The organism is Anaerostipes sp. AF04-45 (assembly GCF_003461725.1).
Taxonomy (GTDB): Bacteria; Bacillota; Clostridia; order Lachnospirales; family Lachnospiraceae; genus Anaerostipes; species Anaerostipes caccae.
Genome location: NZ_QTXQ01000005.1, coordinates 102,411 through 128,639 on the forward strand (window position 1 = coordinate 102,411; position 26,229 = coordinate 128,639).

The window sequence follows — 26,229 nt, forward strand, 5'->3', positions numbered from 1 at the left end:
TCCAATGAAAAGGAAAATATACCTTAACAAATTCTGCGATAATTTTTAATCAAAAATTTTATTTGGATTTAAAATATTTTTCGGGTCCAGGGAAAGCTTCACCTGCTTCATCATTTGAAGAATTAAAGGATCTGATGCTTTCTTTAAATATGTTTTCTTGCTCAGCCCGATCCCGTGTTCTCCTGATGTCAGGCCGCCAAGCTCACTGCTTTTATCGTAGGCAGAAGCCAGCACTTCTCTCCGGTCTTTTTCCCACTGCTCCTGTGTCCTGCCGCCCCGGACAACACAAAGGTGTACATTCCCGTCTCCCGCATGTCCGAAACTTACCATTTGAACTCCGGTCTTCTGTTCTAAATCATTGATATATTCTATGAATTCGGCAGATTTATTGATGGGAACCACAATGTCCACCGGCTCCTGTTCCGATTTTGCCTCAACAGCTTTTACAAGGGCTCCCCGGATCTTCCACACCGCATCAATCGTCTCTTCGTCTTCCAGCACGAGCGCATCCTTAGCTCCGCTTTCCTCGGCGATTGTTTTGAGTTTTTCGACCCGTTTATAAATTTCCTCCGAGTCATCTCCGTCAAAAGTCAAAAGAATATATGCCGCTGCATCTTGATAAGGAAAAGCAAGACCAACATATTCTTCTCCGAGAGCGACTACCTTCTTCTCCACAAATTCAATGGCCGTCGGGTCAAGACTGCCCCGAATTACGTTTAAGACTGCCCGTATCCCCGTATGAAGATCATCAAAAGGCAAAAGAACGCTCAATGTCTTCTGAGGTTTTGATGTAAGCTTCACAATGGCCTTTGTGATCACTCCGAGGGTTCCCTCTGAGCCGATCATCAGATGTTTTAATGAAAGACCGGAACTGTCTTTTACAACTTTCCCGCCAAGCTCTGCCACACTGCCGTCGGCCAGCACTACTTCCAGCCCACGGATATAATCTCTGGTGACACCATATTTTACGGCGCGCATTCCTCCTGCATTGGTGCTGATATTTCCGCCGATGGTCGCTGTCTTCTCGCCCGGGTCCGGAGGATAAAATAAGCCTTCCTGCTCCACCAGCTCCTGAAAATCTTTCAGCACGACACCGGATTCCACTGTTGCCGTAAAAGTATCCTTATCGATCTCCAGCACCCGGTTCATGCGGGACAGATCCAAAACGATCCCTCCGTCCGCCGGTACCGTAGAACCTACTAAATTGGTCCCTGCTCCTCTCGGTGTAACCGGAATCTTATGTTCATATGCATATTTCATAATATCGCTGACCTCTTTTGTGGACTCAGGGAATACCAGGGCTTTTGCCCGTCCCCTGAGTCTTCCCAGAGTGTCCGATAAATATTTTTCTTCTATATTAGAGTCAAAGATCACCCGACTGCTGTCGGGAATCAAACATTCAAGTCCTGTCAAAGCCATCACCTACCGTTTCGTAAATTTTAATGCCACCTTATCTCCGAGCCACTGTCCGAGCTGGACAATGATAATCAATACAATCACTGTAAATGTCAGAACACCGGTCTCGTACCGGTTATATCCGTACCGGATCGCCAGATCTCCGATTCCGCCTCCTCCGACACTTCCTGCCATGGCAGAGTATCCGATGATGCTTACAAATGTCACCGTAAGTCCGCGGATCAGACTCGGAAGAGCTTCCACAAATAAAACCTTGCGGATGATCAGGGAAACACTTGCACCCGTAGCCACCGCTGCCTCCACGACTCCTTTGTCCACTTCACTGAAGGATCCTTCCACCAGTCTCGCATAAAAAGCTACAGATGCGATGGAAAGAGGAACCGCCGCCGCTGCCGCACCGATGCTGGTGCCTACTAAGATCCTTGTCAGCGGAAGGAGTACTACGAGCAGAATAATAAACGGCATGGAACGGATAATATTTATAATGGTACCTGCCACCGCATTGACCGCCCGGTTCTTAAAAAATAAGGGATTAGCTGTCAAGTGTAGCACTAGGCCAATGAGCATTCCGAATACAACGGCCGCAGCCATGGCAATCAGCACCATCTGTATGGTCTCTATCGTCGCATTTCCAAATTCTAATTTTATAATCTCCATCGTTTCCTTCATCTTATCGTCCTCCCTCTAATTCTTCTACACGGTACACATTTTCTTTCATATAACGAAGGGCTTTTTCCCGTTCTTCATTTCTGCCTCTTACAATCACGATCAGCACACCCAATGGTTTCCCATGAATATAGTCGATCTTTCCGTTGATGATATCGATCACCACGTCGAATTGTTTGGAAACCTGGCTGATCACAGATGCATAAGCCTTTTCCCCGGTATAACAGAGTTTCACGAGTTCTTCTTCCTCCGAAAGCTTCACCTCATCGGGAACGCCCACATTGAGCACACGCTCCACAAGACTTTTGGTAATCTCTTCTCTCGGCTCTGCAAATGCAGAATATATATCCCGTACTTCCTTGATTTCACCGTTTTCCATGAAGGCGATCCTGTCAAATAATTTTTTTGCAACTTCCATCTCATGGGTGATGAAAACTATGGTAATATGATATTTTTCATTGATCTCTTTTAACAGAGACACGATTTCTTCTGTATTCTCCAAATCCAATGCGGATGTCGCCTCATCACAGAGCAGGATTTTCGGATCGTTGGCCAGCGCTCTAGCGATTGCCACTCTCTGTTTCTGCCCGCCGCTTAAGTTGGCCGGATAGGAATCCGCTTTTTCCGGCAGATGTACCATTTCGAGGAGTTCTTTCACTCTTCCCTGTATTTTCTCTTTCGGATAATGGTTTGCATGAAGGGCAAACGCCACATTTTCCGCGATCGTGGAACCGCTGATCAAATTAAAGTGCTGGAAGATCATTCCGATGTCCAGACGGACCTTACACAGCTCTTTTCTTTTCAGGGAAGTGATCTCATTCCCTTCGATCAGCACCTGTCCGGCAGTAGGCGGCTGAAGCAGATTGATCACTCTGACAAGCGTACTCTTTCCGGCTCCGCTGGGTCCTACAATGCCAAAGATTTCTCCTTCCTCAATGGTCAGATTTACGTTCTTAACCGCCTGAAAATCCTGTTTATTCTGCTGAAATGTCACTCCAATATTCTTTAATTCAATCACAGTTTCTCACCTTTCTCTCTTATGTTTATTTTTCTTTATATTTTTCTGTCCACCAGTCTGGTTTCTGGAAGGACTGAAAGCTGCTCTTTTTGTCTGACACCGCTTTATAAAAATCTTCTGACTCCACAGCCTCTTTGAGGTCTTTCCCCAGCTGCCCTTTCACGTCATCAGTTTTTACAGCAATGACATTTTTATATTCTTCTGCCAGAGTCTCGACCGCCAATGCTCTGGAAAAGTCCAGTTTTGCCGCATATGCATAATTTCCTGGAACTCCCCCCGCCGCAACACTGTCCAAACTCCTTGATATCTGGGCCGCATCCAATGTTACAAATTTTAAATTCTTAGGATTCTGGGCAATGTCCTTCTCCGTTGCCTTCGTCTGGTCGATTCCTTTCTTAAGGACAATGACCTTTTCTTTGCCAAGAATACTGAGGGCCCTTGCAAGATTGGAAGGATCATTCGGTATCCCGATCTTGTCACCCTTCTTCAGTTCTTTCAAAGATTTTATGCTGTCAGAAAAAATTCCTGCTCCCGCAGTCGGCACCGCAATGACTTTGCTTATATTCAGATCATTATCTGCCGCAAACTTTTCTAAATATGCCGTGTGCTGCATTAAATTTGCATCGATCTCACCGTTTGCCAGGGCCTGATCCGGCAGTACATAATCACTGAACTCTCTCACCGATACTTTGTATCCCTTTTTCTCCAAAGAAGGCGCGATCGCTTTTTTCACCATGTCTCCGTATGGTCCCGCACAGACACCGATGGTAATGTCTTTTGCAGCACTGGCTTTTTGGCTCCCGCATCCGGTCAAAGCACCCAGTGCCAATACTCCAATCATAACGATTCCTGTCAGCTTTTTCAACGATTTTTTCATAATACGTTCCTCCATTTTTATACAAATCCTATTTTTTTAGTATGGAATTAATAATTTCAAGCTTCAGCTCTGTCTGCGGCCGTTCAGACATGGAGCGTTTTTTATTTCACAGAAAAGGTCGTAAACTTTTTTATGAAATAAAAAAAGGAGGCCATGCATGGCCTCCCAATACTTAACCGCTATGTACTTTCTCTCAGCTTTTAAGATATCTCCATACAAATATGATGTTCCGGTATTTGATTGTACGCAAAAGAACTGCACATGCTCTGCATCTGCATTTCCATACCCATCATATCCATCATGAAATTCTTATATGCCTTGATAAAATTCATTGCGGTATCTCCTTCTTGCTGATTTCCTATCTTGCCTATAGGTTATTTGGAATCTTACACGGTTTCTTTCTATTTGTCAATAGGTTTTTTTGATTTCATCACTCTTTTCCAAAAGATCCGATCTCTATCAGATTCCCGTCAGGATCTGCAACATAGCTTGTTCTCTGTCCCCATGGTTCCGTTACCGGTGCGAGAACCGGTTCGGCTCCTGCTTCCAGTACTCTCTGATACTCCCGGTCCACGTCTTCATAGGAAGGCAGATCAAAGGCGAGTTCCACCGTCCCGTTTATTTTGTCCGGATAGCCAAAGTTTCTGCCGGTCATTTCTTCAAAATCTTTTCTCCCAAACATAATCAGACACATGTCGCCGGAATAGAGTTCAGCGTTGGGAGTTCCTTCCCAATCGGTCTTCATACCCATCACATCCCTGTAAAACGCGACCATTTTCTCCATATCAGTAACAAATAATCCTGCTGCTGTCATTTTTAACATAGCACTTCCTCCTTCTTTGAATACATTCAGTATATCAGGAGGAACCAGACAGCTTTATGTCATGTTCCTGTATATCTGTTTAAATTCTTTTTCAATTCCGACACAAGATCATCCGCAAGGCACCTGGGTTCTATGACCATTGCCTGGCTTCCAAAACTCAAAATCCACTGCTTCATGTTATCATAATTCACGAAATCCCATTCAAAGATCAGCCGGCCCTGCTCATCTTCGGTATAACAGCCGGCCCCGTATTCTTCCACAAGCCTGTATTTTGCTTCTTTTTCAAAGACCGCTCTAAGTTTGACTGCATCCTGTCTGAAATAGTCCTGAAAATTTGCCTCCGTTTTACCTGCATTTCTCATCAGGAAACTGTTTCCTGTCTCTTTGAGCTCCCACAGCCTGTTAAGTTTAAACATACGGAAATCCTTTCTCTTTCTACAGAAGCCATAGACGTACCAGGATGACCACCGGAATACCAGAAGATACGGCTCAATCTCCCGGTATTCTTCTCCCTTGCTGTAATAATACAAAAAGTTCACCGTATGCCGGCTGGAAACCGCATGTTTTATGATCCCGATCTTCTCTTTCAGTGATTCTTCATAGTGAGAAGCCAGATCGATCAGGATCATTCCTTCTGACAGGACCGAATCTTCCGGTTCTAAAGAGAGCTTTTCCATGAGACTTAACGCAGCGGAAGTCCCCGATACGCTGTCAATTCCTTTCAGCCCTTCAAAAACTGCTCTCAGCTCTTCTTTCGTAAAAACAGTTTTGTCAAGCTTATAGCCTTCTGCGATACGGATTCCGCCGCCGTATCCCTGTTCCGTGATCAGAGGGATCCCCGCACGGCAGATCACGTCAATGTCCCGGCTGATGGTCCTTCTGGACACTTCGAATCTCTCGGCCAGTTCAGGTGCCGTGACTTTGTCGTTTCTGAGCAAAAGTGTGATAATTCCGATTAAACGGTCTATTTTCATTGAGATGCCTCCTGCAAGATAACAAATGATTTCATATAAAAGGATAAAGTGGCAAGCCCACCTCATCTCCCCACCCCTCATCTATGTAAATGAAAAAACTCCGTTTCATCTGAAACGGAGTCCTATGAGCGTGCGGGGATTCGAACCCCGGACAACTTGATTAAAAGTCAAGTGCTCTACCACCTGAGCTACACACCCTGATTATTCTATTTTAATTCTGATGAAACTGGGCTAGCTGGATTCGAACCAGCGGATGCAGGAGTCAGAATCCTGTGCCTTACCACTTGGCGATAGCCCAACAGCTTTATCAATATATCACAGCAAAAATCTTATGTCAACTACTTTTTTACTGATTTTCCAAAAAATATGATACAGATCTTCGTCTGTGATTTCCTTATAGGAAACTGAGCGTGCGGGGATTCGAACCCCGGACAACTTGATTAAAAGTCAAGTGCTCTACCACCTGAGCTACACACCCTGATTATTTATTTTAATTCTGATGAAACTGGGCTAGCTGGATTCGAACCAGCGGATGCAGGAGTCAGAATCCTGTGCCTTACCACTTGGCGATAGCCCAACAGCTTTATTAATATACCACGGAATTTCGACAAGCGCAATGGTTTTTTATATTTTTTTTAATTTCTTTTGTTCTCATATGCCGAATAAAAAATGTTGTAAAACTGTCCTATTTAGTTTTACAACATTTTCTTTCAGCATTTTTTATTTTACCGTTACGCTGACCTTTTTATACTTTCCATTCTCACTGATCACATAAATAGCTGCCTTGCCGGCTTTCTTTGCTTTGATCTTTCCTTTGCTGTTCACGGATACTACAGAACTTTTTGAAGTCATGTAACGAATCTTTGCACCGTGATTTTTCGGCTGTTTCTTGCCGGACGGGACCTTTACCTTTGCTTTAATGACAGCTGTCCTGCCCTTTTTCAGCGTAATTGATTTCTTCTTTACAGAGACGGAAGATGCATTTGCATACCGTGAACCGGCTCTCATCAATACATGTGCCGTATTAGATTTTCCAATGTTCTTTTTCTGTTTGTTCACATTTTGATATGGTCTTACATAAAACTTATAGGAACCTTTGGATTTCAGTTTTCGCTTTCCAATCTTTGTGATGGTAGTCTTCGTTCCCTTCTTTACTGTCTTTAAATATTTTGGTGTAGATTTCTTTCCACATTGATTACCGTAAATCCGGTATCCGTCCGCACCCTTCGTCTTTGTCCATGACAGCTGAACCTTCCTGGAAGTCTTGGCCGTACCAGTTGCTACAATGACCTTCTTTGCGGTACTGGCTGCTGTATTGAGAGTGAGCTCCTTAGTTTTGGCACCTGCTGCCAGACTTGGCATATCTGCACCTGTTGTAGGATACTGCACCTTTACTTTAAATTTTCCGTTCTGCGCACTAGTCTGAGATAAAGCGATATAATTTGTATCTGCTTTCCCCCATTTTACATCTTTACTGTTTTTCTTATTCACATATTTTGCATAGACCGTAAAATCCGACTTTTTGATCACTTGGTTCTTCTTATAAGTCTTTGTATTCTTTACATAAATCCCGCTTAAAACATACTCGCTGGCAGATGAACCATGATATAAAAGAATTGGCTGGCCGGCTACTCCGCCGTTGTCACATCCATAGCGGGAATACTTCCCGTCCGTGGTATTAATATTGCTTCCCTTAAAAGTCTCGTTAAATGCAATGGTTCCATTACAGCTGTCAAACAGATTTACAAATTCTGTATTGTCTTTACTGTTTAAAGCAAAATAAGTATCGCCTTTCTGTACCTTATTGTAGCTTTGATCGGGTGAATTATACCAGGTAGGGCTGGAAACCTTTCGGCCAAGTTTTACAGGAAGCAGACTTGCGCTTACCGTTACCCATGTATTCTGTTTCAGCACCCTTTTATAATCCGGCCGCTGTTCCCCATAACCGTCTGCGAGACGCAGTGCATAATATGTCTTTCCCGTCTTAAGCTCTCCTCCTGATTTTACATAGGAGCCTACTTTGATCATCCTTGCGCCTTTTGCATTGTTTACTGTAACCGTCTCATTCGCTCTGCCATCCATATTGGCATCGACTTTTTTGCCGGAAGCCCCGGATACAGAAGTCTTCGTTCCCCCAAAAACACCAAACATCATTACTGCAGATAAAGCCGCAGCCATTCCCTTTTTCCATAATGAACTGCTCATCTTCCTCATAATCATTCCTCCTTATTCTGTAAAACATTTTATCATAAGAAGCTGAAATAATAATGAGATTGAATCTATGTTGTTATTTGTTGTTTTTCAGTCGGAAAAAAATACAGTTAAACGAAGAAAACTCGTTTAACTGTATTTGGTCATTTTTATAATATTACGGAAATCCTTAGGGGTATTACATACTGCAGGATGCCACAATCTTATAGTTATCCGGTATATTGTATTTATTTTCCACAGGTTCGAGATTCCAGCTGATCTCACATAAGGTCTCCCTCATCACCTTCTTGCAGTAAAGCATGACGATGCCCGCGTCGATCTGTTCCTCGTAGAGATTCGTATCCTCGTCGTCCCTGACTGTAAGAATCAGCAGTCCTCCGTCAATGATAAATCTCCACGGCTGGCGATTTAAAGTAGAAGGCGCCATCCTTGCATAGTTTAACGGTTCGTATACAGCCCGGTTCACAAGCTCATCCACCGTTGCTTTATTGCCCCATGTATCAAGAAAAACAATCTCTTCTAAAGGCATCCTTGGAGATATAACGCTGTCTTTCACCTGAAAATCCGCATTGGCATATCCTTTTCCCAATGTGACATTCCCTGTAACCTTTTTAAACCGCTTCTTTCCGTATCCCAATGCCATAATCGCCACCACTTCTTTATCCGTGACAATGTTCAGCTTTTCAATGACTGTACGGCTGTCTTTGAAGGTAATCCAGCAGGAATCCACTCCCAGAGAATGAGCTTTAACAGAGATAGATTCACCCACATATCCGCCATTTTCAATATAATGATCCTTTTTCTCTGACAAAACGATCATATAGTGCGGCGCATTGATCAAAATCCCTTTATATCCTGCATACCCGTCCAGCTGGCGGTAAACGGTATCATTATCCATAAAGCGGATATCGATCCCGATACTGTCATCCAGGCGCTCACAGGACTGGGCAAAATCCCGGATTTTCTTAACGGTAGCGGCATCGACTTCCTTCTCTTTATAATCCCTGACGGAGTTCTTGCTTTCAATCAAATCTTTATATTCCATAGTCATACAACCTCCCTTATCCAGTAAAAATATCTTCCTGCTACTTGTTATATTATACCTTATCGCGCAAAGCGCGTCCACCCGAAGGGTATAAAATACGTGATGCCCTGTGGGTATACATTATCGTATAAAGTACGTCCACCCAAAGGGAATGAATTACGGTGTGCCCTTCGGATATACAAAAAGGACAGGTGGATTTCCCATCTGCCCTTTATATCTATTCTTCCAAGTAAGATTCTATGACTTTTACCGCTTTATCTATACCTGTCCGGCCGGTGTTGATGACCAGTTCATAATTGCTCGGATGTCCCCACTTGATTTTTGTGTAGTAATTGTGGTAAGAAGCCCTCTCCTTATCCACCTTTTTCATGAGACGTTTCGCCTCCCGCTCAGAGACGTCCTCCGTGTCCATGATCCTCTGAATCCGCACTGCCTCAGAGCTGTGGATAAAGAAAGAGTGGCAGCCGGGAAGTTTCTGAAGGATAACATCTGCACACCGCCCCACAAAGATGCAGGACTTCTCCTGCTCTGCGATCTGGCGTATGGCAATGGACTGAATGACAAAAAGCTTCTCAGGTGTCAGGATACATTCATCCATAGGAGTCGTGGCCGGATGTCCGATGGGAACTCCGAAGATATAGGCATAATCACCGGTCTCTTCCCTTTGGCTTATATACTCTTCAGACACGTCCGCCATCTTTGCCACTCTGGCGATCAGTTCTTTGTCAAATAGCTTGATCCCTAAATCCTCTGAAAGCTTCTCCGCAATTTCATGGCCTCCGCTTCCGTACTCTCTGGATATGCATATAATCGTATTCGGCCTCATATCATCTCTCCTCTCTGTATCATATTCAGCGTTCTACATAGTAAGAAATCAGATCCACCGCATTTTCCATGCCCAGTTTTCCCATGTTAAGAACCAGGTGATAGTTGCTCGGATGTCCCCACTTGATCTTCGTGTAATAGTTGTGGTAAGAGGCTCTTTCCCGGTCAGTCCTCTTAATCAGTTTCCTTGCTTCCTTTTCTGTAATCTGCCGCAGATCCATAATTCTCTGAATCCTGTCTTCCAGCGGGCTGTGGACAAAAACTGAGATGCACTCTGCCTGATTCTGCAGAATAACATCCGCACACCGTCCCACAAAAATACAGGAACCTTCGTCTTTAGCCATCTGCCGGATGGCAATGGACTGAAGGGCAAACAGTTTCTCCGAAGTAACTACAAAGTCTCTTGTAATGTCCGCTGCAGCATGTCCGGACGGCATCACTCCCAGGAAGCCCCGGAAGTCTCTGACCTCCCCCTGTTCTTCCACAAAGTCTTCAGGCACATTGCCAAGCTCGGCTACCTTTGTTATGATCTCGCTGTCGAACAGCTTGATCCCCAGCTTCTCTGACAGGTGTTCTCCCAATTCATGGCCGCCGCTTCCGAATTCTCTGGAAATACATATGATTCTGTTCTCTTTCATAAACATCACTCCTTTGCTCATAAACAGTGATTGCTAAGATCAATATCTTATCTTCATTATACCATGACAGAGTGGAAAAAACATAAAAAACAGAAGGAATTGTTCTTTTATGAAAACAATCCCTTCTGTTCTCTTCTTATATGACAGCGATATGATACGTTTCCAGCCAGTAGTTGACCTGGAGCATAAACGCCACCATCTGCGGTCCTGCCATCAGCTGTCCATACCAAGGTTTTCCGTAGTCCGACGGACTCTCTAAAAATTCTTCCGTTTTCTTTTTATCGATCAAATTCCGAATCGGAGCATTGGGATCTGCGATCACTTCCCGCAGCCGGTCTCCCAGCATTTTTTCATATTCAGGATGATACGTTTTCGGATACGGACTCTTCCTCCTGTACAATACTTCATTCGGAAGATCTCCTTCACCTGCGGCCCTTAACAGTCCTTTGACCACACCGTCCGGACATTTCATTTCCCACGGCACATTCCACATATATTCCACGATCCTGTGGTCGGCAAACGGTACTCTGGCTTCCAGGCCGGAATACATGCTGGTGCGGTCCATCCGGTCCAGAAGTGTGACCATAAACCATTTAAGATTCAGATAGGAGATCTCTCTCCTCCGGCTTTCTGTCGGATCTTCTCCAAGAAGTCTTGGGGTTTCCCGGATCGTCTTTTCGTATGCCCGCCGTGCATGGGCTTTCAGATCTACCGCCTGAAGCACATCGCCGCTTAACAGGGCCTCCCTGGGCTCCATATCCATAGACCACGGAAATGCATGGGCTTCAAAACATTCTTTTTTATGAAACCACGGATATCCTCCGAAAATCTCATCCGCACATTCTCCGGTCAGAGTAACCTTCTTTGTCTCGGCAACTTTTGAACAGAAGTAGAGAAGGGAAGACTCCACATCAGCCATGCAGGGAAGGTCTCTTGCATCCACAGCCCTGTACAGGTTCTCAATCTGCTGCTCGTTATTACACTCCAGGTACGTGTGATTGGTTCCCGATGCCTCTACCATACGGTCTACCCATGGACGGTCCTGAGACGGCTGAAAAGAATTGGCCTTAAAATACCGGTCATTGTTTACAAAATCAAAAGAAAAGGTATTCAGCTGTTTCCCCTGTCTGCCAAGCTCTTTGGCACAGATGGCTGTCACAAGACTGCTGTCCACCCCTCCGGATAAAAACGTACAAATCGGAATATCAGAGAGCATCTGCATCTTTACCGCATCGTGGACCAGATAAGACAGTTTCTCTACCGTCTGATCATAAGATTCTTCATGAGGCCGGCTCTCAAGCTTCCAGTAAGTGTGATCATTAAGCCCCTCCGTGCTGTACTCCAGAAAATGACCCGGCAGTACTTCTGAAACGCCTTTGAATACTCCTTTTCCATAGGATTTTGCCGGTCCCAGTCCAAAAATCTCACCGAGTCCGTCCCGGTCGATGACCGGTTCTATCCCCGGATACTGAAAGATACCCTTGATCTCGGATGAAAATACAAGGGTCTGGCCGGAAAAAGAATAAAACAACGGTTTGACCCCAAGCCGGTCTCTGAACAAAAACAGCTTCTTTTCCGCAGAATCCCAAATACTGACCGCAAAAATACCGTTCAGTTTCTCCACAAAGGCCGGTCCGTGAAGGATGTACCCCGCCAGGATCACTTCCGTATCGCTCGCTGTCCTGAAGATCGCCCCTTCCTTTTTCAGCTCCTGTTTCAATTCCTTCATGTTATAAATTTCACCGTTATACACAATGACAAACTTACGTCCGGATTCCTCTCTTACCATGGGCTGATGACCGGTGTATAAGTCAATGATCGAGAGACGGACATGGGCCAGGCCGCACCCATTTTCCAAAAACGTTCCCTGATCATCCGGGCCCCGGTGCTTCTGAACTTGATTCATACGGTCCAGAACATCTTCCCACTGTCCTTTCTTTTCCAGATACCTGTTATGAGGATTACAAAATCCCGCAATACCACACATATGTGCCACCTCTTCAACTTTTTTTCATACAGGCCCCGCGGTGAAGCATCACCGGGAGCCTTACGTTCTATCCCCGGATAACCGGCTGATATTGTCTGCCTTCCAGCGCTTTTTCCACAGTCGGGATCAAAAGGCTGGTATCGGCGATCATGGAGTTCGGTTTTTTCACCGGATCATCCTGCCCAAACGGTACAAAATAAATATTTTTCATATTCATCAGAGCTCCGATGTTCTTCATATTTATTCCCAGAGCGTCATTGGTTGATACAGAAATCACCAAAGGTTTATCGTTCCTTAAATGGGCTTTTGCCGCCATCAGGACCGGTGAATCTGTGATCCCGCTGCACAGCTTTGCAAGCGTGTTTCCTGTACACGGGAAGATCACCAGAATATCCAATAGACTCTTTGGACCGATCGGTTCAGCCTGGGCGATCGTTTTCATCGGGGTAATCCCAGTGATCTTCTCTGCCCTATCCAAGAAATCTTCTGCCTTTCCAAATCGGCTGTCTATGCTCTGTGCGGCCCCGGAAAAAATGGTCTGCACCTGTGCTCCTTCTTCTGCCAGCTTCTCAAGCTGGATAAAAATTTTTTCATATGTGCAGAATGAGCCAGTTACGGCAATTCCTATTTTCTTTCCTTTTACACTCATCATACATCCCATTCCGTAATCATTGTTTCTGTCAGAATGGCAGCTGCCGAACACGCTGCATACTTGCCGGGAATTCCAAGACATTGTTTTGCCTTGATCCCCAATTCGTCTGCCGCCATGAAATCTACGCCTCCCGGCGCAGATGCAATATCCACGATTAACGCCTCTTTTTTTACCTGTTCCAGACGTTCTCTGTCTAAAATCATGGCCGGAATCGTGTTAAAAATAAAATCAGCCTGAGAAAGTTCTTCTTTCAGCTCATCGAGAGAGACTGCTTTTATTCCAAAGGACTCCGCCAGGGCACGCTGCTCCTTATTTCTTGCGGCTGCCGTTACTTTGGCCGACCAAAGCTTCAGCTTTTCTGCCAGGACGCTGCCGCATCGTCCGAAGCCTGTCACCAGACATCGGCTTCCCTGTATCTGTACAGGAGAATCAAAAACGGCTTCTGCCACAGCTCCCTCGGCAGTGGGCACGGCATTTTTTAACGCCACTGAGTCCAATTTCATAAAGTCATGGACAGCAACCCCCGCATTCATGCAATAGCGGCAGAAGTCATCCGGAATACATCCCGCAAAGATCTTCTGCCCTTTCCTCAGATGCTGTTTTACATCCTCTATTCCGAAGTCAGCACAGCATTCCATGGAAACCAGGTTTTCACGGTCTTTGGAAAAAGGGATCGGGCCGATCAGGATTTCTGCATTTTCCACGGCTTCTTTCATAGAAGAAGCCTGCACCTCCCCGGATGCGATCCCATAGGTAATCACAGAATAGCCTTTAAAAGCAAGCTGTTTTGCCATATAAAACTGTCTTAAATCACCGCCAAGCACTGCAAAATCATACATTTTACCGCTCCTTTCTGCTGCCATCTAATGATAGTATATGAAATTTGTCACAGAGTTGCTTCATTTTTTCCAAATTCTACAGACAAATGACGCATAATCTGATATATTAGAATCAGTAACCAGGGTTGTTGTTTTAAAGAAGGGAGTTCTTAAAATGAAATTTTTTATCTGTGAACACTGCAAAAACATCATGACTTTGCTGAATGACAGCGGGGTACCGGTCATGTGCTGCGGCCAGAAAATGACGGAGCTTGTTCCAGGCACTACCGACGGGGCAGCAGAAAAACACGTCCCGGTCATTTCAGCGGATGACCGCAGGATCAGCGTGAAGGTCGGAGAAGCCGAACATCCTATGATGGAGGCTCACTACATTATGTTCATCTGCATTGAAACCAGCCGCGGCCATCAGATAAAATATCTGAATCCGGGTGAAAAACCGGAGGCAGAATTCCTTCTGGCAGACGGTGAGGAATTGATTGCCGCATATGAATACTGCAATCTCCACGGACTGTGGAAAGCATAAAATCAGACATAATAAAAGAGGCATCTCTGATCTTCTCAGAAATGCCTCTTGTTTTATGTCTCTTAATTTAAGGCTACCCTCATAATTAATTCTTTATCCTTTGTAATTAGTCCTCCAAACGGACTAGATGACGATTAGAAAGGCCAAGGCCATCTCATGCATGTCATTGTTTTATCCCCCTTTATACTGCTTTGCTTTCGACAATTATCTCGGTAACAATACACACTATAAAAGGTCCTATTCCTTGTTTCAATATACCCGCGGGGAACGACTTGATATTTGAATAACCGTCATCTTTTTTTCCATTAAATAGTATCCAGAAGGATAATTTTTACATAGAATATCCCATTCTCACACCGGAAGGAAACATCCCCGTTATACTTTTCGGCGATTTCGATCATATTGCGGCTTCCAATGCCGTGTTTTTCTTTGTCATGCTTCGTAGTTTTGAGACGGCCGTCTTCTATGATCACCGGCTTCATGGTCCGGTTGCTCTCCTCCAAAATCAAATGATGCCCGGTGAGCTTGACCGTGACGCTGACTGTCTTGTCTTCCATATCTCTGACGGCTTCCGCAGCATTTTTGAGAAGATTGGAAAACAAAATACAGATCTCTGCATTGGTCATGTTAAGCCTGCTCGGAATTTTTCCTTTCCAGTTGATCTTAATCTTTTCGCTCTGGACAATATCATTTACCACTATATCAACCACATCATTTCCGGTAGAAATGAGAATATTCAAACGCTTTATATCTCCGGTCAGCTCGCCCAGATATTCCCTTGCATTGTCATACTCTTCTTTTTCCAGAAATCTGCTCAGACATGCCAGCTGGCTTTTCATGTCATGTCTGATCTTTTTGGTCATCTCCTCCTTCTGAAGCAGCAGTTCATAATACTTTTTCTGTTCGTTTAACAGACGTTCATTCCACAGCATCTGCTGTTCAAACTGTTCCTGCTCCTGCCTGACTCTGCAGATCCGGTATATAATACTGCTGATTCCAAACAGCATCAAAAGAAATCCAAGAAGGATCTCCAGCCTCTTACCGATGGATGTCCAGTTCTGAAATCCTTCCGACAGAAAGGGACCGATACAGGCGATCACCCCAACCAGTACCATGGCTCCCAGTGCCACATCACTGTATGTATACTGGATCTTCTTGACTTCAAACCTCTTCCGTACCGCAATGATAACGATCAGCAGAAGAAAACTGAAGACCTCCTCCACATCAGCGAAATGATTGCTGTTATAAGCTGTCTGAAAATCCATCTGTGCGAAAAAAATAATAAACAGTCCGATCAGAAAATCCATGATCGAAATTCCGAGCCAGGTAAACACTGACAGAAAAAACTTATTAAAATAAATCCATGCCGACAACATAATAAACAGGACAATAACTATATTCACGGGAAGCTGGTACTTAAAGCTTGCCAGCACTCCCAAAACTGCCGGAATCTGAAACATCAGCACCTGCCGTTTCCGCACCGGTTCGATCCCTAAAATCCCCCTCATGATCAAGATCATCTTCCAAAGTTCAATGGCGTACACATACACCCAATATAATCCTTTCACTTTTCACCCTCACTGCCCATTTCCCATATGGGTTCATTATATCACTTTTGCATATTTGGTTATATACTCAAAATAGTGTTTTTTGACCTCCTTCTGTTTCCTCTTGGAAATCTGAAATTCCTTTCCGCAGAACAGCACAAGCCGTTCTTTGTAATAATGCTCTACGAATTGGAAATTAATTATGTATCCCTTGTGGATCCGCTGAAACCTCTCATCCAAACACCCCTCAATTTTTTTCAGAGACAATCTCACGATCAGATGCCCTCCCACAAGAAACACCGCTATTTCATCGCCCAGAGCTTCGATCCATCGAATCTCCCGGAAGTAAACGAATCTGCTCTCCTCCTTTCCCTCCAGTACAATCCCTTCATTGTCGTTCATATCTTTGAGCGCGTCTTCCAGCGCCTCCAAAAGATCCTGTCCGCTTCCACTTTTATACAGATACCTGAATGCCTGAACCTTAAAAGCTCTCTGGACCCATTCATCATGGCTCGTTATAAAAATGATCTTTCCGGGTCTCTGAAGGTTCTTCCACTCTTCCGCAACAGAAAATCCATCCATATCCGGCAGTTCCACGTCGAGCAGGATGATATCGAACTCATCCTCCGAAGAAAGCAGAGCTTTTCCCCTTTGAAAACAGAAGATTTGTGCCTTTTGATTTCTGCACTCCAGGAACCGGAGGCATTCATCTTCCAAGATATCCAAATAAGTCTGTTCATCGTCACAGATTGCTATTTTTAACGTTCTCTCCATCCTCAGTCCTTTCTATATTATAAAACGTAAAATATAATCATATTTTACCCCTTTCCCACGCCAAATGCAAAAAAGAACAGGCATGTGCAATAAAAAATGCATCATGCCTGCTTTTTTAATTATGATAAATATTTGTCTGTGCTCCGGCAGATTCTGGGATTACATTCTCTAAGGATGTTGTCTCTGCTGATCAACAACAAAACCCGCCAAGCTTGTGGTCAGTATAGAACAATACCGTATGATCGTCAAGCATATTGGTGGAAATCCAGATATACGTTCTAATTTCCTGATAACCGTTCCATTTTTTACATTATATTACTTGTATTATTTGCTCTGATATCCTTCCGGATGTGTGCTGTGCCACTTCCATGCACTCTCAATGATCTCATGAAGATCCGCATGTTCCGGCTTCCACCCAAGGACTTTCTTTGCCTTCTCACTGGATGCGATCAGCACTGCAGGGTCCCCGGCCCTCCGGCCTTCTTCCACTGCCTTGATCGGTTTTTGCGTTACCTCTTTTGCAGTCTCGATCACCTCTTTGACCGTAAAGCCGATTCCATTTCCGAGATTGAAGATATCACTTTCATTTCCTTCCATCAGATATTTTACCGCGAGGATATGCGCTTGTGCAAGATCCGTCACATGAATATAGTCCCTGACGCAGGTCCCGTCTTTGGTCGGATAATCGGTTCCGAAAATACTGATCGCTTCTCTTTTTCCGTTCGGCACCTGAAGGATCAGCGGAATCAGATGGGTCTCCGGATTGTGGGCCTCGCCGATCTCTCCGCTTTTATGGGCTCCGCATGCATTAAAATAGCGCAGTGATACAAACCGGAGTCCGTGTGCTTTGCCCACCCATTTGAACATCTTTTCCATGGAGAGCTTTGTCTCGCCATAAGTATTGGTCGGCTCTGTCCGGTCTGTCTCCAGGATCGGAGTCTTCTCCGGTTCTCCATAGGTCGCCGCCGTAGAAGAAAAAACAATCTTATCGATGCCGTGTGCCACCATAGATTCCAGCATGGTCTTTGTGCCGCACAGATTGTTGTCATAATATTTCAGCGGATTCGTCATGCTCTCACCTACGAGTGAGTTTGCCGCAAAGTGGATGACCGCATCGATGCCGGTCTCCTGATCCAGAACGCTGTCCACAAATGCCCTGTCTCTTAAATCTCCCTGATAGAATTTGGCTTTCGGGTGAACCGCCTCTTTGTATCCGGTCTCCAGGTTATCAATGATCACAACGTCTTCTCCCGCATCAGTCAGTTCATAAACCGTATGGGACCCGATGTAGCCTGCTCCGCCTAATACTAAAATCTTCATATTTCATTCCGCCTTTCTTACTGCTGATCCAGTGTAAAAATGAATCTCTCAAACTGTTTCCTGCCCTTTTCGGTGCATTTATAAACTCCTGCATCCTCAAGGACTTTTACAAATATCTGTCCGATCTCTTCTTTCAGGATATCCATGACATTCTCTTTGTTGATCTCCTTATATTTTGGCACAAACTGCTCCGCCCAGTCAACATGCTTTCTAAGACATTCATATTCTTCGATCGGAGTTTTACATACAAGGCACTCCGCAAGAAGCTCCATTTCTTTTTTTAATCTGGATGGCAGCACCGCAAGACCCATGACTTCGATCAGACCGATATTTTCTTTCTTAATATGGTGATATTGTTCATGAGGATGAAACAGCCCCAGAGGATGTTTTACAGTCGTGATATTATTTCTCAATACGAGATCCAGCTCATAGGTCTCCCCGGTCTTTCTCGCAATCGGAGTGATGGTATTGTGCGGTTCCCCGCCGGTCTGTGCATAAATATGGGCATCCCCGTCGCTGTATTCCCTCCATACTTTTAGGACATGATCCGCCATATCAATCAGCCGATTCTCGTCCTTTGACCGGATTCGGAGCACTGACAGCGGCCAGTTTAAGATTCCCGTCTCCACATCCTCAAATCCCTTGATCGTATAATGTTTTTCGATCTTCGCATCTGCCATGGCAAATTGATAATGTCCGCCCTGGAAATGGTCGTGTGACAGGATGGAACCTCCCACGATCGGAAGATCTGCATTGGAGCCGAGGAAGTAGTGAGGAAACTGTCTGACAAAATCAAACAGCTTCACAAACGCCGTCCGGTCAATCTTCATAGGCACATGCTCTCCGTTAAATACGATACAGTGCTCATTGTAATAAACATACGGTGAATACTGGAATCCCCATCTGCTGCCGTTGACTGTAACCGGAATGACTCTGTGATTCTGTCTCGCCGGGTGATTCATGTGCCCTGCATACCCTTCATTTTCCATGCACAGCTGGCATTTGGGATAACGGCTCTGCGCCGCATTCTTTGCCGCGGCAATGGCCTTCGGGTCCTTTTCCGGCTTGGAGAGATTCACGGTAATATCAATGATTCCATATGGGCTGTCTACGGTCCACTTCCAGTCCTTCTTCACACGGTATCTGCGGATATAGTCTGTATCCTGACTGAACTTATAGAAAAATTCGGTGGCTGCTTCCGGACTTTTTTGATACTTCTCCCGGAAATCCCGTATCACCTGGCTTGGCCTCGGCACCAAAACACCCATGAGCTTTGTGTCAAACAGATCTCTCGTCACGACATCATTGCTCTTTATAATATAACGGTCATATGCCTCATCCGTCAGTTTTGTCAGGATTTCTTCCAGATCGATCTCCCCGGCAGGTCTTTTGGGCTCCTCGTAATCATCCAGCTTAAAGATCTCCAGATACTGATTGATCGTGTAAATCTTGTCCTCCGGTTCGATCAGTTTTTTATCGAGCCCATACTGTACTAATTTTGCAATATATTCATCAATCATCTTCCTGCACCTCGAATTTAAAAGCGGTAAACACTGCATAACTGCCGCCTTTTCTGAGGATCACCTGTGGCTTTTCCTCAAGATTGACAGCATTTGGCATGAACTGGGTTTCCAGGCAGACACCGTCCCTGTTTACGTTGACTCTTCCCTCTTTCCCCGGCAAGCCTCCTTCCAGAAAGTTTGAAGTGTAAAGCTGTACGGTCGGAAGGTTCGTGGAAACTGTCACTTTTCTCCCTGTTTCTTCATGAAACAGCGTGATCTGGTCTTTCTGCCCGCTGAAAACAAAAGCGTGGTCATACCCTCCTGCAAAGTTAAGCTGTTCATGATCTTCATCGATCCGTTCCCCGATCCTGTGGAATTTTCTGAAATCGAACGGGGTGCCGTCCACGAAGAGTTTTTCGCCGGTAGTACATCCGTCCTGGTCTACACAGGCAATCTGAGCTGCTTTTATTTTCAGCTTATGGTCATAAATCTTTTCTTTTCCTCCGGACAGGTTAAAGTAGGTGTGGTTGGACAGATTTACAATCGTGTCCTTGTCGGTTGTTCCGTAGTAAACCATGGTAAACGTATTTCCTGTCAGTTCATAGGAAACATGTATCTTCAAGTTTCCAGGATATCCTTCTTCCATATCTTTTGACAGATAGGAAAAGATCACTTTATGGTCCCGGATCTCATAATCCCAGACTTTCTTATCGAACCCTTCTGTGCCTCCGTGAAGATGGTTCGGTCCGTTATTGACCGGCAGATGATACTCCTGTCCGTTAAGGGTAAACTTTCCGTCTTTGATCCGGTTCGCCGCCCTTCCTAGGATTCCTCCGATATATTTGTCATCCTCCTTATAGTCTTCTATATTTTGAAGTCCGAGCACAACATCGTCTATATTTTCTTTGTTGTCTTTCATCCAGACCGAAAGAATGTGGCATCCCAGATTTGTAACTCTCACTGTCAGATCCTGATTCTTCATCTCAATGATGTCAATGCCGTCTTGTCGCTGTTCGATCACTTTCATCTCCGCCATTGTCCTGTCTCCCTATAAAACTTTCATTCCGCCGTATTTGCGGACTTTCAAAATATGGCACGCTTCTTCTCCAAATACACTGTCCATGGTTTTCTGATACAGCGGAACGATCTCATCCGGTACAAAAGCCTGAATGGTTCCTGCAAAGCCTCCCCCGTGGACACGGCTTACACCTCTGTCTTTCAGTATCACATCACTGACTGCAAGTCCGATGGAAACACTCTGGTTGTTCACCTGGTGATTGGAATATACGTTTTGTAAATACTTGAAAGAGGAATCTCCTGAATCCTTCACCAGTTTTTTGAAGACCTCGAATTTTCCCTGTTCCAGGGCCTCCGCCTCTTCTTCCACCCTCTTATTTTCCTCAAACAAATGCATGGCGCGGAGCACGGCCCGGTCCCCAAGGATTTCACGGATGGCCGGTATATTCAGATAAAAGTCGGTCTTGTCTACTTTCCGCAGCACATCTTCTTCAAAATAATGGGCCACCTGCTTCATTTCAGACGGAATCATGGCATAGTCCTCTGTCAGATCCGCATGGGACCCTCTCGTATCCACAATGCAGAGGCTGTGTCCAAACCCTTCAAAGTCAACTTTTACCTGCTTTACTTCCGGCTCCTCCGGATTTTCAAAATCAATATAGATCATTCCTCCCACCGAAGACGCCATCTGATCCATCAGGCCGCATGGTTTCCCAAAATATTCATTTTCTGCATACTGGCCCGCCTGGGCTAAGAACACCGGGTCCAGTTTCATCTGATTGTACAGTCCGGACAGGATCGTACCAATCAAGGTTTCGTAGGCTGCGGAGGAAGACATTCCTGCGCCGATCAGCACATCACTGGTGATATATGCCCGGAAACCTCCTATCTTATGACCTTTCTGTTTCAGCCTGGCGGCAACCCCCCTGATTAGTGCCAGAGAGGTTTCTCTTTCATCCTCTTTGGCAGGCAGGTCGTTTAAACCGATTTCCATGCGCTCATATCCGTCAGATACTATCGTGATCTTCTCATCTTCTGTCCTGGCAGTCACTGCAATGGCATCCAGGTTAATAGACGTTGCAAGAACCTTACCATATTGATGGTCCGTGTGATTGCCCCCCACTTCACTTCGTCCCGGTGCAGAATAGATCTCCACTTCCTCTTCCCCGAATATTTCTTCATACTGATTCAGTGCTTTTATGTATCTTTCTCTCTGATATTCCAGCACACTGTCATCTACATAAATATCTTTCAACAGACTCTCATAAGTTCCTTTTTTAAATTCGTTCATCAGCACACTTGTATCTTTCATCTTTCCACCTCCGCAGAATGTCAGGCTTCTGCGTTAAATCTCCTTTCCTGTATTGTTTCAATCACTTGTTTCATAAAACTGTCGCTGAGCTTATATGCTTTTTTATAAATGACATATGCAGTGAGCATAGAAAGTGCAGGCACGGCACACATCAGCACCCGTATGGAATTCATGGTCAGCATACTCTGGTCCGGGCTGTTTGGTATGTATCCCGTCTGCTGCAGTGCAAATCCTATAAACAACGAGGTCAGTGCAGCTGTAAATTTCACGATCAGTGTCTGTAAAGAGAAGACTACCGACTCATTTCTTGTACCCAGCTTATATTCTCCGTAGTCCACTACGTCGGATAAAAATACAGTGGCACAGCCAAGTTCCAGGCCGGTTCCTGTCTTTACAATGATTCCTGATATGGCTGTGAGCACGATATTTTCGGGACAAACAAATCCCACCGCAAGGAGAAGAGCCAATCCCACAAACGGAAGAGTACAGGCCAGCAGGAAAGATACCTTTCTGGACAGCCTTGCCGCTACTTTCGGAAAGATGATGAGTCCCACCACTTCCGCAATGGATGCGCTGATCATAAATGCAGAAAGCATCCCTGCGTTGCCGCATACATAAGTAAAATAGTAAACTGCCACTCCCATAATAAACTGAATGCCTACATTGTACAGCAGGATCAGCCCCACTGCCGACTGCAGCTGGTCATTCTGTCTAATAATGGAGAATACACCTTTAAAAGAAATTTTTTCTGACGGCACATTCCCGTCATCTTTTAGTTTTAAGTTAAATACGGCGACTCCGATTGTAAAGATAAACATTCCGGCTATGAACATGGCAAATCTGTGATAACCGATATAGCCTCCTCCCAGAGCTCCGATGATCTGCACCCCGAAACCGGCAATGATCAGAGATTGTCCCAGACTGGCAAAAATACGCGGCAGGACGGAAACCACTTCCCTCTCCCTCGGATCGGATGTCAGGTTTGGAATGATGGACCAATACGGGATATCCATGATCGTGTAGGTCATTCCCCAGGCCACATAGATGACTGCGACAAACACACAGAGTGCATTTCCTGATAAATGAAAGTCTGTAAACAGTATAACGAACACTACAGAATTGATCAGTGTTCCGATTACCAGCCAGGGAACAAATTTTCCCCATCTGGATCTCGTATTGTCTACGATCATGCCCATAAACAAGTCATTGAACGCGTCCCACAATTTTGCCGCAAAAAATACGATACCGATAAATGCCGGCGATACTTTGAGGATATCAGTAAAGTAAATCATCGAGAATGTTGCGATCATTCCGTAGATTAAGTCTTTCCCCAGTGCCCCGAAAGCAAACGTATACTTCACTCTGCCCGGTACCTTCTCCCTGCTGTTATTCGTTTCCATACATAAAGCCTCCTATTTCATATCTTAGTTTCGTTCCTGTGTCTATATAGTAATACTGTTTAGTAAATATTTCAACTATATTTTACTTAAATATTTACTAAATATATTTATTATATTTTAGTAAATTTAATGAAAAGATTTTATTTTCGTTTACAGATATGATATACTTGGAATAAGAAAAGAGTTGGAATTAGATGCTAAAGGAGAATTCATATGGCTACCATTAAAGATATCGCTGAAAAAGCAGGTGTATCATCCGCCACAGTCTCCCGTATTTTAAATCAGGATGACACCCTGAGCGTCACAGAGGAGACAAGGGCCAGAGTTTTAAAGATTGCAGACGGTCTAAACTACAGAAAAAAGGGGAAAGGAACAACGAAAAGAACTACCATTGGAGTGTTCCAGTGGTACTCCCTGTTTCAGGAATTAGAAGACCCCTACTACCAGAACATTCGCGTGGGGATTGAAAAATACTGCGCAGACCAGAACATTGAAGTCATTCGCGCATTTCAGAGTGATCCGGACTATTTAAAGACTTTAAGCGGAGTGGACGGCCTGATCTGTATCGGAAAGTTTGCGCAAAAGGATATCAAAGCCTTTGAGCAGCTTACGGACAATATTATTTTTATCGATATGCGGACTTCCAGAATTTCCTTCAATAACATTGTTCTGGATTTCCACCAGTCGGTCATAGATGTGATCGATTACTTTGTGGAACTCGGACACACAAAGATTGGTTATCTGGGCGGAAAGGAAGACATCGGCGAGGATACCGTCTATTTTGAACAGCGGAAAGAAACGTTTATCAATTACTGCCGGAATCTTGGACTCTGTTATGAACCTTTTGTTCTGGAGGAAGAATTCAGCGCAGAATCCGGATATCAGATGATGAACAGACTCATAGAGTCCGGACATCTGCCCACCGCGGTTTTTGCCGCCAGCGACCCGATCGCTATCGGCGCCATGCGCTCCCTCTATGAACATGGCTATAAAATTCCCGAAGATATTTCGATCATTGGCTTTGATGATATCAGCGTGGCCGAATTTTCCAATCCTCCTCTGACTACGGTCCATGCCCCTTCGGAGTATATGGGGGAATATGCGGCAAACTTTGTGGCCAAACTCTATAATGAAGTGCCAAGTGAATACAAGACACCGGTGCGCCTAACACTGCCGTGTACACTGATTAAACGGCAGACCTGCGGAAAACCCCGCGGAGAAAAATAAAGAATTTATTTCAATCATAAAAAAAGATATTGGCAAATAAATTTTTTCATCCGCCAATATCTTTTTTAACTATTTTATATGCATCGTCTGTGAGTTCAAAATCCAATCCGTCACTGACATAAACATTTTTTTGTTTATCCACAAAAATTGCTTTTGCTCCGTACTTTTTCAACAGTGAACCGCTTTTTTCCGGCCCCAGCACAAAACATGCGGTGGACAGTCCGTCACTGACGATGCCTGAACTGCACACAATGGTACAGGATGTGATCTCTGTCTGTACCGGATATCCGGTATTCTCATCTAAGATGTGAAAATACCGTTTTCCTGTCTTTTTGTCAATAAAATATTTTTCATAATCACCGGAGGTAGAGATAAAGGTCCCGCCTTTTACGCTAAGCCCTCCAATAGTCTCCCCCTGTTTTCCGTCAGGGTTCTGTATCCCAACTTTCCAGTCCTCCCCGCCGGGCTTTTCCCCATAAACAGCGATGCTTCCCCCAAGAGCCACCATGGCTCCGGTGATTCTCTCATCTTTTTTGAGGAATTTCATGGCTTCGTCGGTTCCGATCCCCTTGCCGAAAGCTCCCAGATCAATTTTGATCTCCCTCTCTTTTCTCACAGTTTTCTGCTGTTCATTCAGTTTTACGTGCGCATATGCACTACTGACGATACCATCTTTAATCAGTGCTTCGATCTTATCCGCATTGGGTGCCTTTGGATTCTTGGATTCAAAATCCCACATTTGAGTGAGGCTGCCGATGGCCGGATCCGCAGCCCCTTTGCTGTCTTTTGCAATCTGAAGAGACTTTTCAAGCCAGGTAAACAGCGGCTCCTGGACATCCGCCGCTCTTTGTTTCCCTCGATTGAGCTTTGCCACAGCGGAACTGTCCTTCCTCCAGGAAAGCTGCTCAGTCTCCAGCTTCTTCATCTTCTCCATTATCGCTTGTTCAGTCTCAGAAAGATCCGGGCTTCTCCCATATAATGTCGTATTGGTCACAGTCCCCATGGCATAGTCTACGTGGGAATATTTCTGTATCTCTTCTTTCTTCACACAGCCAGATGCCATGACCGCTGTAAAAACAAATACCATGGCCGCACATACTTTCTTTTTCACGTCTTTCCTCCAATTCAAATTCTTTCCTTACTGAAATAGGTTTGCCGGGATCTTTTTTATCAGTCCTGCCGCCAGCACTCCGATGGCAGTGCCGGCAATGGTTCCGGTGATAAGCAGCACCGGCGCATAATAATAAATTCTTGCATTTTCCATCAGACACACGGCAACACTGAGCTGTCCCAGGTTGTGTGCCACTCCCCCGGCAACACTGAGTCCCACTGCCGAAAATCCCCCTGCTTTTTTCAAAATCGCCATGAAAAAAATACTCAAAATTCCGCCCGCCAGACTGTAAACAATCGTCATTGGATTCCCAAAAAGTATTCCTGCCAGAAGAATTCTCAAAACGGAGATAAACAGCGCCCTCTTCCAACCGGTAAAAAAGAGAAGAACCATGATGACTCCATTGGCAAGGCCGATCTTCACTCCCGGAATCCCTACCGGAATCGGAAGGAGTACCTCTATATAAGAAACAACGATGGCCAGCGTCAGAAACATGCCATCCACAGCAGTTCGTCTGGTCATTGG

Annotated in this window: 25 protein-coding genes and 4 tRNA genes; 2 read left to right on the top strand and 27 right to left on the bottom strand. The window is 44.9% G+C overall.

The annotated features are described in order from the left end of the window. Positions 1-45: 45 nt before the first annotated feature. The 18 genes from DWV34_RS09120 to dpsA form a co-directional block, all read right to left on the bottom strand. The gene (locus tag DWV34_RS09120; RefSeq protein WP_118476099.1) at positions 46-1,419 is read right to left on the bottom strand and encodes an FAD-binding oxidoreductase; all 1,374 of its coding nucleotides are present in this window, start codon (positions 1,417-1,419) and stop codon (positions 46-48) included. Positions 1,420-1,422: 3 nt separating this feature from the next. Next, a complete protein-coding gene (locus DWV34_RS09125; RefSeq protein ID WP_006566469.1) occupies positions 1,423-2,085 on the bottom strand; it encodes a methionine ABC transporter permease in 663 nt (220 codons plus the stop codon). 1 nt (position 2,086) lies between these two features. Continuing rightward, the gene (locus DWV34_RS09130) at positions 2,087-3,100 is read right to left on the bottom strand and encodes a methionine ABC transporter ATP-binding protein (protein ID WP_006566470.1); all 1,014 of its coding nucleotides are present in this window, start codon (positions 3,098-3,100) and stop codon (positions 2,087-2,089) included. A 25-nt stretch (positions 3,101-3,125) separates the two neighbouring features. Then, a complete protein-coding gene (locus DWV34_RS09135) occupies positions 3,126-3,977 on the bottom strand; it encodes a MetQ/NlpA family ABC transporter substrate-binding protein (RefSeq protein WP_243000841.1) in 852 nt (283 codons plus the stop codon). Between the two features lie 200 nt (positions 3,978-4,177). Beyond that, positions 4,178-4,309, bottom strand: coding sequence for a hypothetical protein (locus tag DWV34_RS17865; RefSeq protein WP_006566473.1), 132 nt, complete (start codon positions 4,307-4,309; stop codon positions 4,178-4,180). A gap of 98 nt (positions 4,310-4,407) precedes the next feature. Beyond that, positions 4,408-4,800, bottom strand: a complete 393-nt coding sequence (locus DWV34_RS09140; protein ID WP_006566474.1) for a VOC family protein — start codon at positions 4,798-4,800, stop codon at positions 4,408-4,410. A gap of 59 nt (positions 4,801-4,859) precedes the next feature. Continuing rightward, complete coding sequence (locus DWV34_RS09145; protein ID WP_118476103.1) at positions 4,860-5,774, bottom strand: helix-turn-helix transcriptional regulator; 915 nt, start codon at positions 5,772-5,774, stop codon at positions 4,860-4,862. Between the two features lie 125 nt (positions 5,775-5,899). Beyond that, positions 5,900-5,972: transfer RNA gene (locus DWV34_RS09150), tRNA-Lys, on the bottom strand. 28 nt (positions 5,973-6,000) lie between these two features. Beyond that, positions 6,001-6,072, bottom strand: a tRNA-Gln gene (locus DWV34_RS09155). Between the two features lie 107 nt (positions 6,073-6,179). Beyond that, positions 6,180-6,252, bottom strand: a tRNA-Lys gene (locus DWV34_RS09160). A gap of 27 nt (positions 6,253-6,279) precedes the next feature. Next, positions 6,280-6,351, bottom strand: a tRNA-Gln gene (locus DWV34_RS09165). A gap of 143 nt (positions 6,352-6,494) precedes the next feature. Continuing rightward, the gene (locus DWV34_RS09170) at positions 6,495-7,988 is read right to left on the bottom strand and encodes an Ig-like domain-containing protein (RefSeq protein ID WP_158565685.1); all 1,494 of its coding nucleotides are present in this window, start codon (positions 7,986-7,988) and stop codon (positions 6,495-6,497) included. A gap of 175 nt (positions 7,989-8,163) precedes the next feature. Then, positions 8,164-9,030: a nitroreductase family protein gene (locus DWV34_RS09175; protein WP_227052008.1), complete on the bottom strand. Its 867-nt coding sequence runs from the start codon at positions 9,028-9,030 to the stop codon at positions 8,164-8,166. Between the two features lie 217 nt (positions 9,031-9,247). Beyond that, entirely contained in the window at positions 9,248-9,856 is a 609-nt protein-coding gene (locus DWV34_RS09180; RefSeq protein WP_006566479.1) for a cytidylate kinase-like family protein, read from the bottom strand. 25 nt (positions 9,857-9,881) lie between these two features. After that, entirely contained in the window at positions 9,882-10,493 is a 612-nt protein-coding gene (locus DWV34_RS09185; protein WP_009289029.1) for a cytidylate kinase-like family protein, read from the bottom strand. Positions 10,494-10,629: 136 nt separating this feature from the next. Continuing rightward, positions 10,630-12,480 carry an asparagine synthase (glutamine-hydrolyzing) gene (gene asnB / locus DWV34_RS09190; protein ID WP_006566481.1) on the bottom strand — a complete coding sequence of 617 codons (1,851 nt, stop codon included), beginning with the start codon at positions 12,478-12,480 and terminating at the stop codon, positions 10,630-10,632. Positions 12,481-12,547: 67 nt separating this feature from the next. Beyond that, positions 12,548-13,129, bottom strand: coding sequence for a dipicolinate synthase subunit B (locus DWV34_RS09195; RefSeq protein WP_009289030.1), 582 nt, complete (start codon positions 13,127-13,129; stop codon positions 12,548-12,550). Next, positions 13,129-13,971, bottom strand: a complete 843-nt coding sequence (gene dpsA / locus DWV34_RS09200; RefSeq protein ID WP_009289031.1) for a dipicolinate synthase subunit DpsA — start codon at positions 13,969-13,971, stop codon at positions 13,129-13,131. The genes DWV34_RS09195 and dpsA overlap by 1 nt, the downstream gene beginning before the upstream one ends. A gap of 154 nt (positions 13,972-14,125) precedes the next feature. On the opposite strand from dpsA, the gene DWV34_RS09205 reads away from it, so the two are divergent. Further along, on the top strand, positions 14,126-14,494 hold the full coding sequence (locus DWV34_RS09205; protein ID WP_006566484.1) for a desulfoferrodoxin family protein: 369 nt from the start codon (positions 14,126-14,128) through the stop codon (positions 14,492-14,494). A gap of 305 nt (positions 14,495-14,799) precedes the next feature. Here DWV34_RS09205 and DWV34_RS09210 read toward each other — a convergent pair whose 3' ends face one another. The 7 genes from DWV34_RS09210 to melB form a co-directional block, all read right to left on the bottom strand. Beyond that, positions 14,800-16,062, bottom strand: coding sequence for an ATP-binding protein (locus DWV34_RS09210; protein WP_006566485.1), 1,263 nt, complete (start codon positions 16,060-16,062; stop codon positions 14,800-14,802). Between the two features lie 36 nt (positions 16,063-16,098). Continuing rightward, complete coding sequence (locus tag DWV34_RS09215; RefSeq protein WP_118476109.1) at positions 16,099-16,815, bottom strand: LytR/AlgR family response regulator transcription factor; 717 nt, start codon at positions 16,813-16,815, stop codon at positions 16,099-16,101. Positions 16,816-17,139: 324 nt separating this feature from the next. After that, positions 17,140-18,135: a UDP-glucose 4-epimerase GalE gene (gene galE / locus DWV34_RS09220; protein WP_024728379.1), complete on the bottom strand. Its 996-nt coding sequence runs from the start codon at positions 18,133-18,135 to the stop codon at positions 17,140-17,142. Between the two features lie 17 nt (positions 18,136-18,152). Next, positions 18,153-19,655 carry a UDP-glucose--hexose-1-phosphate uridylyltransferase gene (gene galT / locus DWV34_RS09225; protein ID WP_118476111.1) on the bottom strand — a complete coding sequence of 501 codons (1,503 nt, stop codon included), beginning with the start codon at positions 19,653-19,655 and terminating at the stop codon, positions 18,153-18,155. Next, a complete protein-coding gene (locus DWV34_RS09230; RefSeq protein WP_024728381.1) occupies positions 19,648-20,673 on the bottom strand; it encodes an aldose epimerase family protein in 1,026 nt (341 codons plus the stop codon). Before DWV34_RS09230 ends, galT begins: the two co-directional genes overlap by 8 nt. Before the next feature lie 12 nt (positions 20,674-20,685). After that, positions 20,686-21,966 carry a galactokinase gene (locus DWV34_RS09235; RefSeq protein ID WP_118476113.1) on the bottom strand — a complete coding sequence of 427 codons (1,281 nt, stop codon included), beginning with the start codon at positions 21,964-21,966 and terminating at the stop codon, positions 20,686-20,688. A gap of 20 nt (positions 21,967-21,986) precedes the next feature. Continuing rightward, positions 21,987-23,366 carry a melibiose:sodium transporter MelB gene (gene melB, locus DWV34_RS09240; RefSeq protein ID WP_009289039.1) on the bottom strand — a complete coding sequence of 460 codons (1,380 nt, stop codon included), beginning with the start codon at positions 23,364-23,366 and terminating at the stop codon, positions 21,987-21,989. Positions 23,367-23,579: 213 nt separating this feature from the next. Here melB and DWV34_RS09245 point away from each other — a divergent pair, with 213 nt between their 5' ends. After that, positions 23,580-24,593 (top strand): LacI family DNA-binding transcriptional regulator, encoded by a 1,014-nt coding sequence (locus DWV34_RS09245; protein ID WP_009289040.1) that lies wholly within the window; start codon positions 23,580-23,582, stop codon positions 24,591-24,593. 46 nt (positions 24,594-24,639) lie between these two features. Here DWV34_RS09245 and DWV34_RS09250 read toward each other — a convergent pair whose 3' ends face one another. Further along, positions 24,640-25,704, bottom strand: coding sequence for an FAD:protein FMN transferase (locus DWV34_RS09250; RefSeq protein WP_009289041.1), 1,065 nt, complete (start codon positions 25,702-25,704; stop codon positions 24,640-24,642). A 27-nt stretch (positions 25,705-25,731) separates the two neighbouring features. Beyond that, positions 25,732-26,226: a Gx transporter family protein gene (locus tag DWV34_RS09255; protein WP_006566496.1), complete on the bottom strand. Its 495-nt coding sequence runs from the start codon at positions 26,224-26,226 to the stop codon at positions 25,732-25,734. Between the last annotated feature and the right edge of the window lie 3 nt (positions 26,227-26,229).

What these genes read in the sequence shown, in the direction of transcription:
- DWV34_RS09120 (WP_118476099.1), bottom strand. Translation starts at nt 1,419, where the DNA reads ATGGCTTTGACAGGACTTGAATGTTTGATTCCCGACAGCAGTCGGGTG.
- DWV34_RS09125 (WP_006566469.1), bottom strand. Translation starts at nt 2,085, where the DNA reads ATGAAGGAAACGATGGAGATTATAAAATTAGAATTTGGAAATGCGACG.
- DWV34_RS09135 (WP_243000841.1), bottom strand. Translation starts at nt 3,977, where the DNA reads ATGAAAAAATCGTTGAAAAAGCTGACAGGAATCGTTATGATTGGAGTA.
- DWV34_RS17865 (WP_006566473.1), bottom strand. Translation starts at nt 4,309, where the DNA reads ATGAATTTTATCAAGGCATATAAGAATTTCATGATGGATATGATGGGT.
- DWV34_RS09140 (WP_006566474.1), bottom strand. Translation starts at nt 4,800, where the DNA reads ATGTTAAAAATGACAGCAGCAGGATTATTTGTTACTGATATGGAGAAA.
- DWV34_RS09145 (WP_118476103.1), bottom strand. Translation starts at nt 5,774, where the DNA reads ATGAAAATAGACCGTTTAATCGGAATTATCACACTTTTGCTCAGAAAC.
- DWV34_RS09170 (WP_158565685.1), bottom strand. Translation starts at nt 7,988, where the DNA reads ATGAGGAAGATGAGCAGTTCATTATGGAAAAAGGGAATGGCTGCGGCT.
- DWV34_RS09175 (WP_227052008.1), bottom strand. Translation starts at nt 9,030, where the DNA reads ATGGAATATAAAGATTTGATTGAAAGCAAGAACTCCGTCAGGGATTAT.
- DWV34_RS09180 (WP_006566479.1), bottom strand. Translation starts at nt 9,856, where the DNA reads ATGAGGCCGAATACGATTATATGCATATCCAGAGAGTACGGAAGCGGA.
- DWV34_RS09185 (WP_009289029.1), bottom strand. Translation starts at nt 10,493, where the DNA reads ATGAAAGAGAACAGAATCATATGTATTTCCAGAGAATTCGGAAGCGGC.
- asnB (WP_006566481.1), bottom strand. Translation starts at nt 12,480, where the DNA reads ATGTGTGGTATTGCGGGATTTTGTAATCCTCATAACAGGTATCTGGAA.
- DWV34_RS09195 (WP_009289030.1), bottom strand. Translation starts at nt 13,129, where the DNA reads ATGAGTGTAAAAGGAAAGAAAATAGGAATTGCCGTAACTGGCTCATTC.
- dpsA (WP_009289031.1), bottom strand. Translation starts at nt 13,971, where the DNA reads ATGTATGATTTTGCAGTGCTTGGCGGTGATTTAAGACAGTTTTATATG.
- DWV34_RS09205 (WP_006566484.1), top strand. Translation starts at nt 14,126, where the DNA reads ATGAAATTTTTTATCTGTGAACACTGCAAAAACATCATGACTTTGCTG.
- DWV34_RS09215 (WP_118476109.1), bottom strand. Translation starts at nt 16,815, where the DNA reads ATGGAGAGAACGTTAAAAATAGCAATCTGTGACGATGAACAGACTTAT.
- galE (WP_024728379.1), bottom strand. Translation starts at nt 18,135, where the DNA reads ATGAAGATTTTAGTATTAGGCGGAGCAGGCTACATCGGGTCCCATACG.
- galT (WP_118476111.1), bottom strand. Translation starts at nt 19,655, where the DNA reads ATGATTGATGAATATATTGCAAAATTAGTACAGTATGGGCTCGATAAA.
- DWV34_RS09230 (WP_024728381.1), bottom strand. Translation starts at nt 20,673, where the DNA reads ATGGCGGAGATGAAAGTGATCGAACAGCGACAAGACGGCATTGACATC.
- DWV34_RS09235 (WP_118476113.1), bottom strand. Translation starts at nt 21,966, where the DNA reads ATGAAAGATACAAGTGTGCTGATGAACGAATTTAAAAAAGGAACTTAT.
- melB (WP_009289039.1), bottom strand. Translation starts at nt 23,366, where the DNA reads ATGGAAACGAATAACAGCAGGGAGAAGGTACCGGGCAGAGTGAAGTAT.
- DWV34_RS09245 (WP_009289040.1), top strand. Translation starts at nt 23,580, where the DNA reads ATGGCTACCATTAAAGATATCGCTGAAAAAGCAGGTGTATCATCCGCC.
- DWV34_RS09255 (WP_006566496.1), bottom strand. Translation starts at nt 26,226, where the DNA reads ATGACCAGACGAACTGCTGTGGATGGCATGTTTCTGACGCTGGCCATC.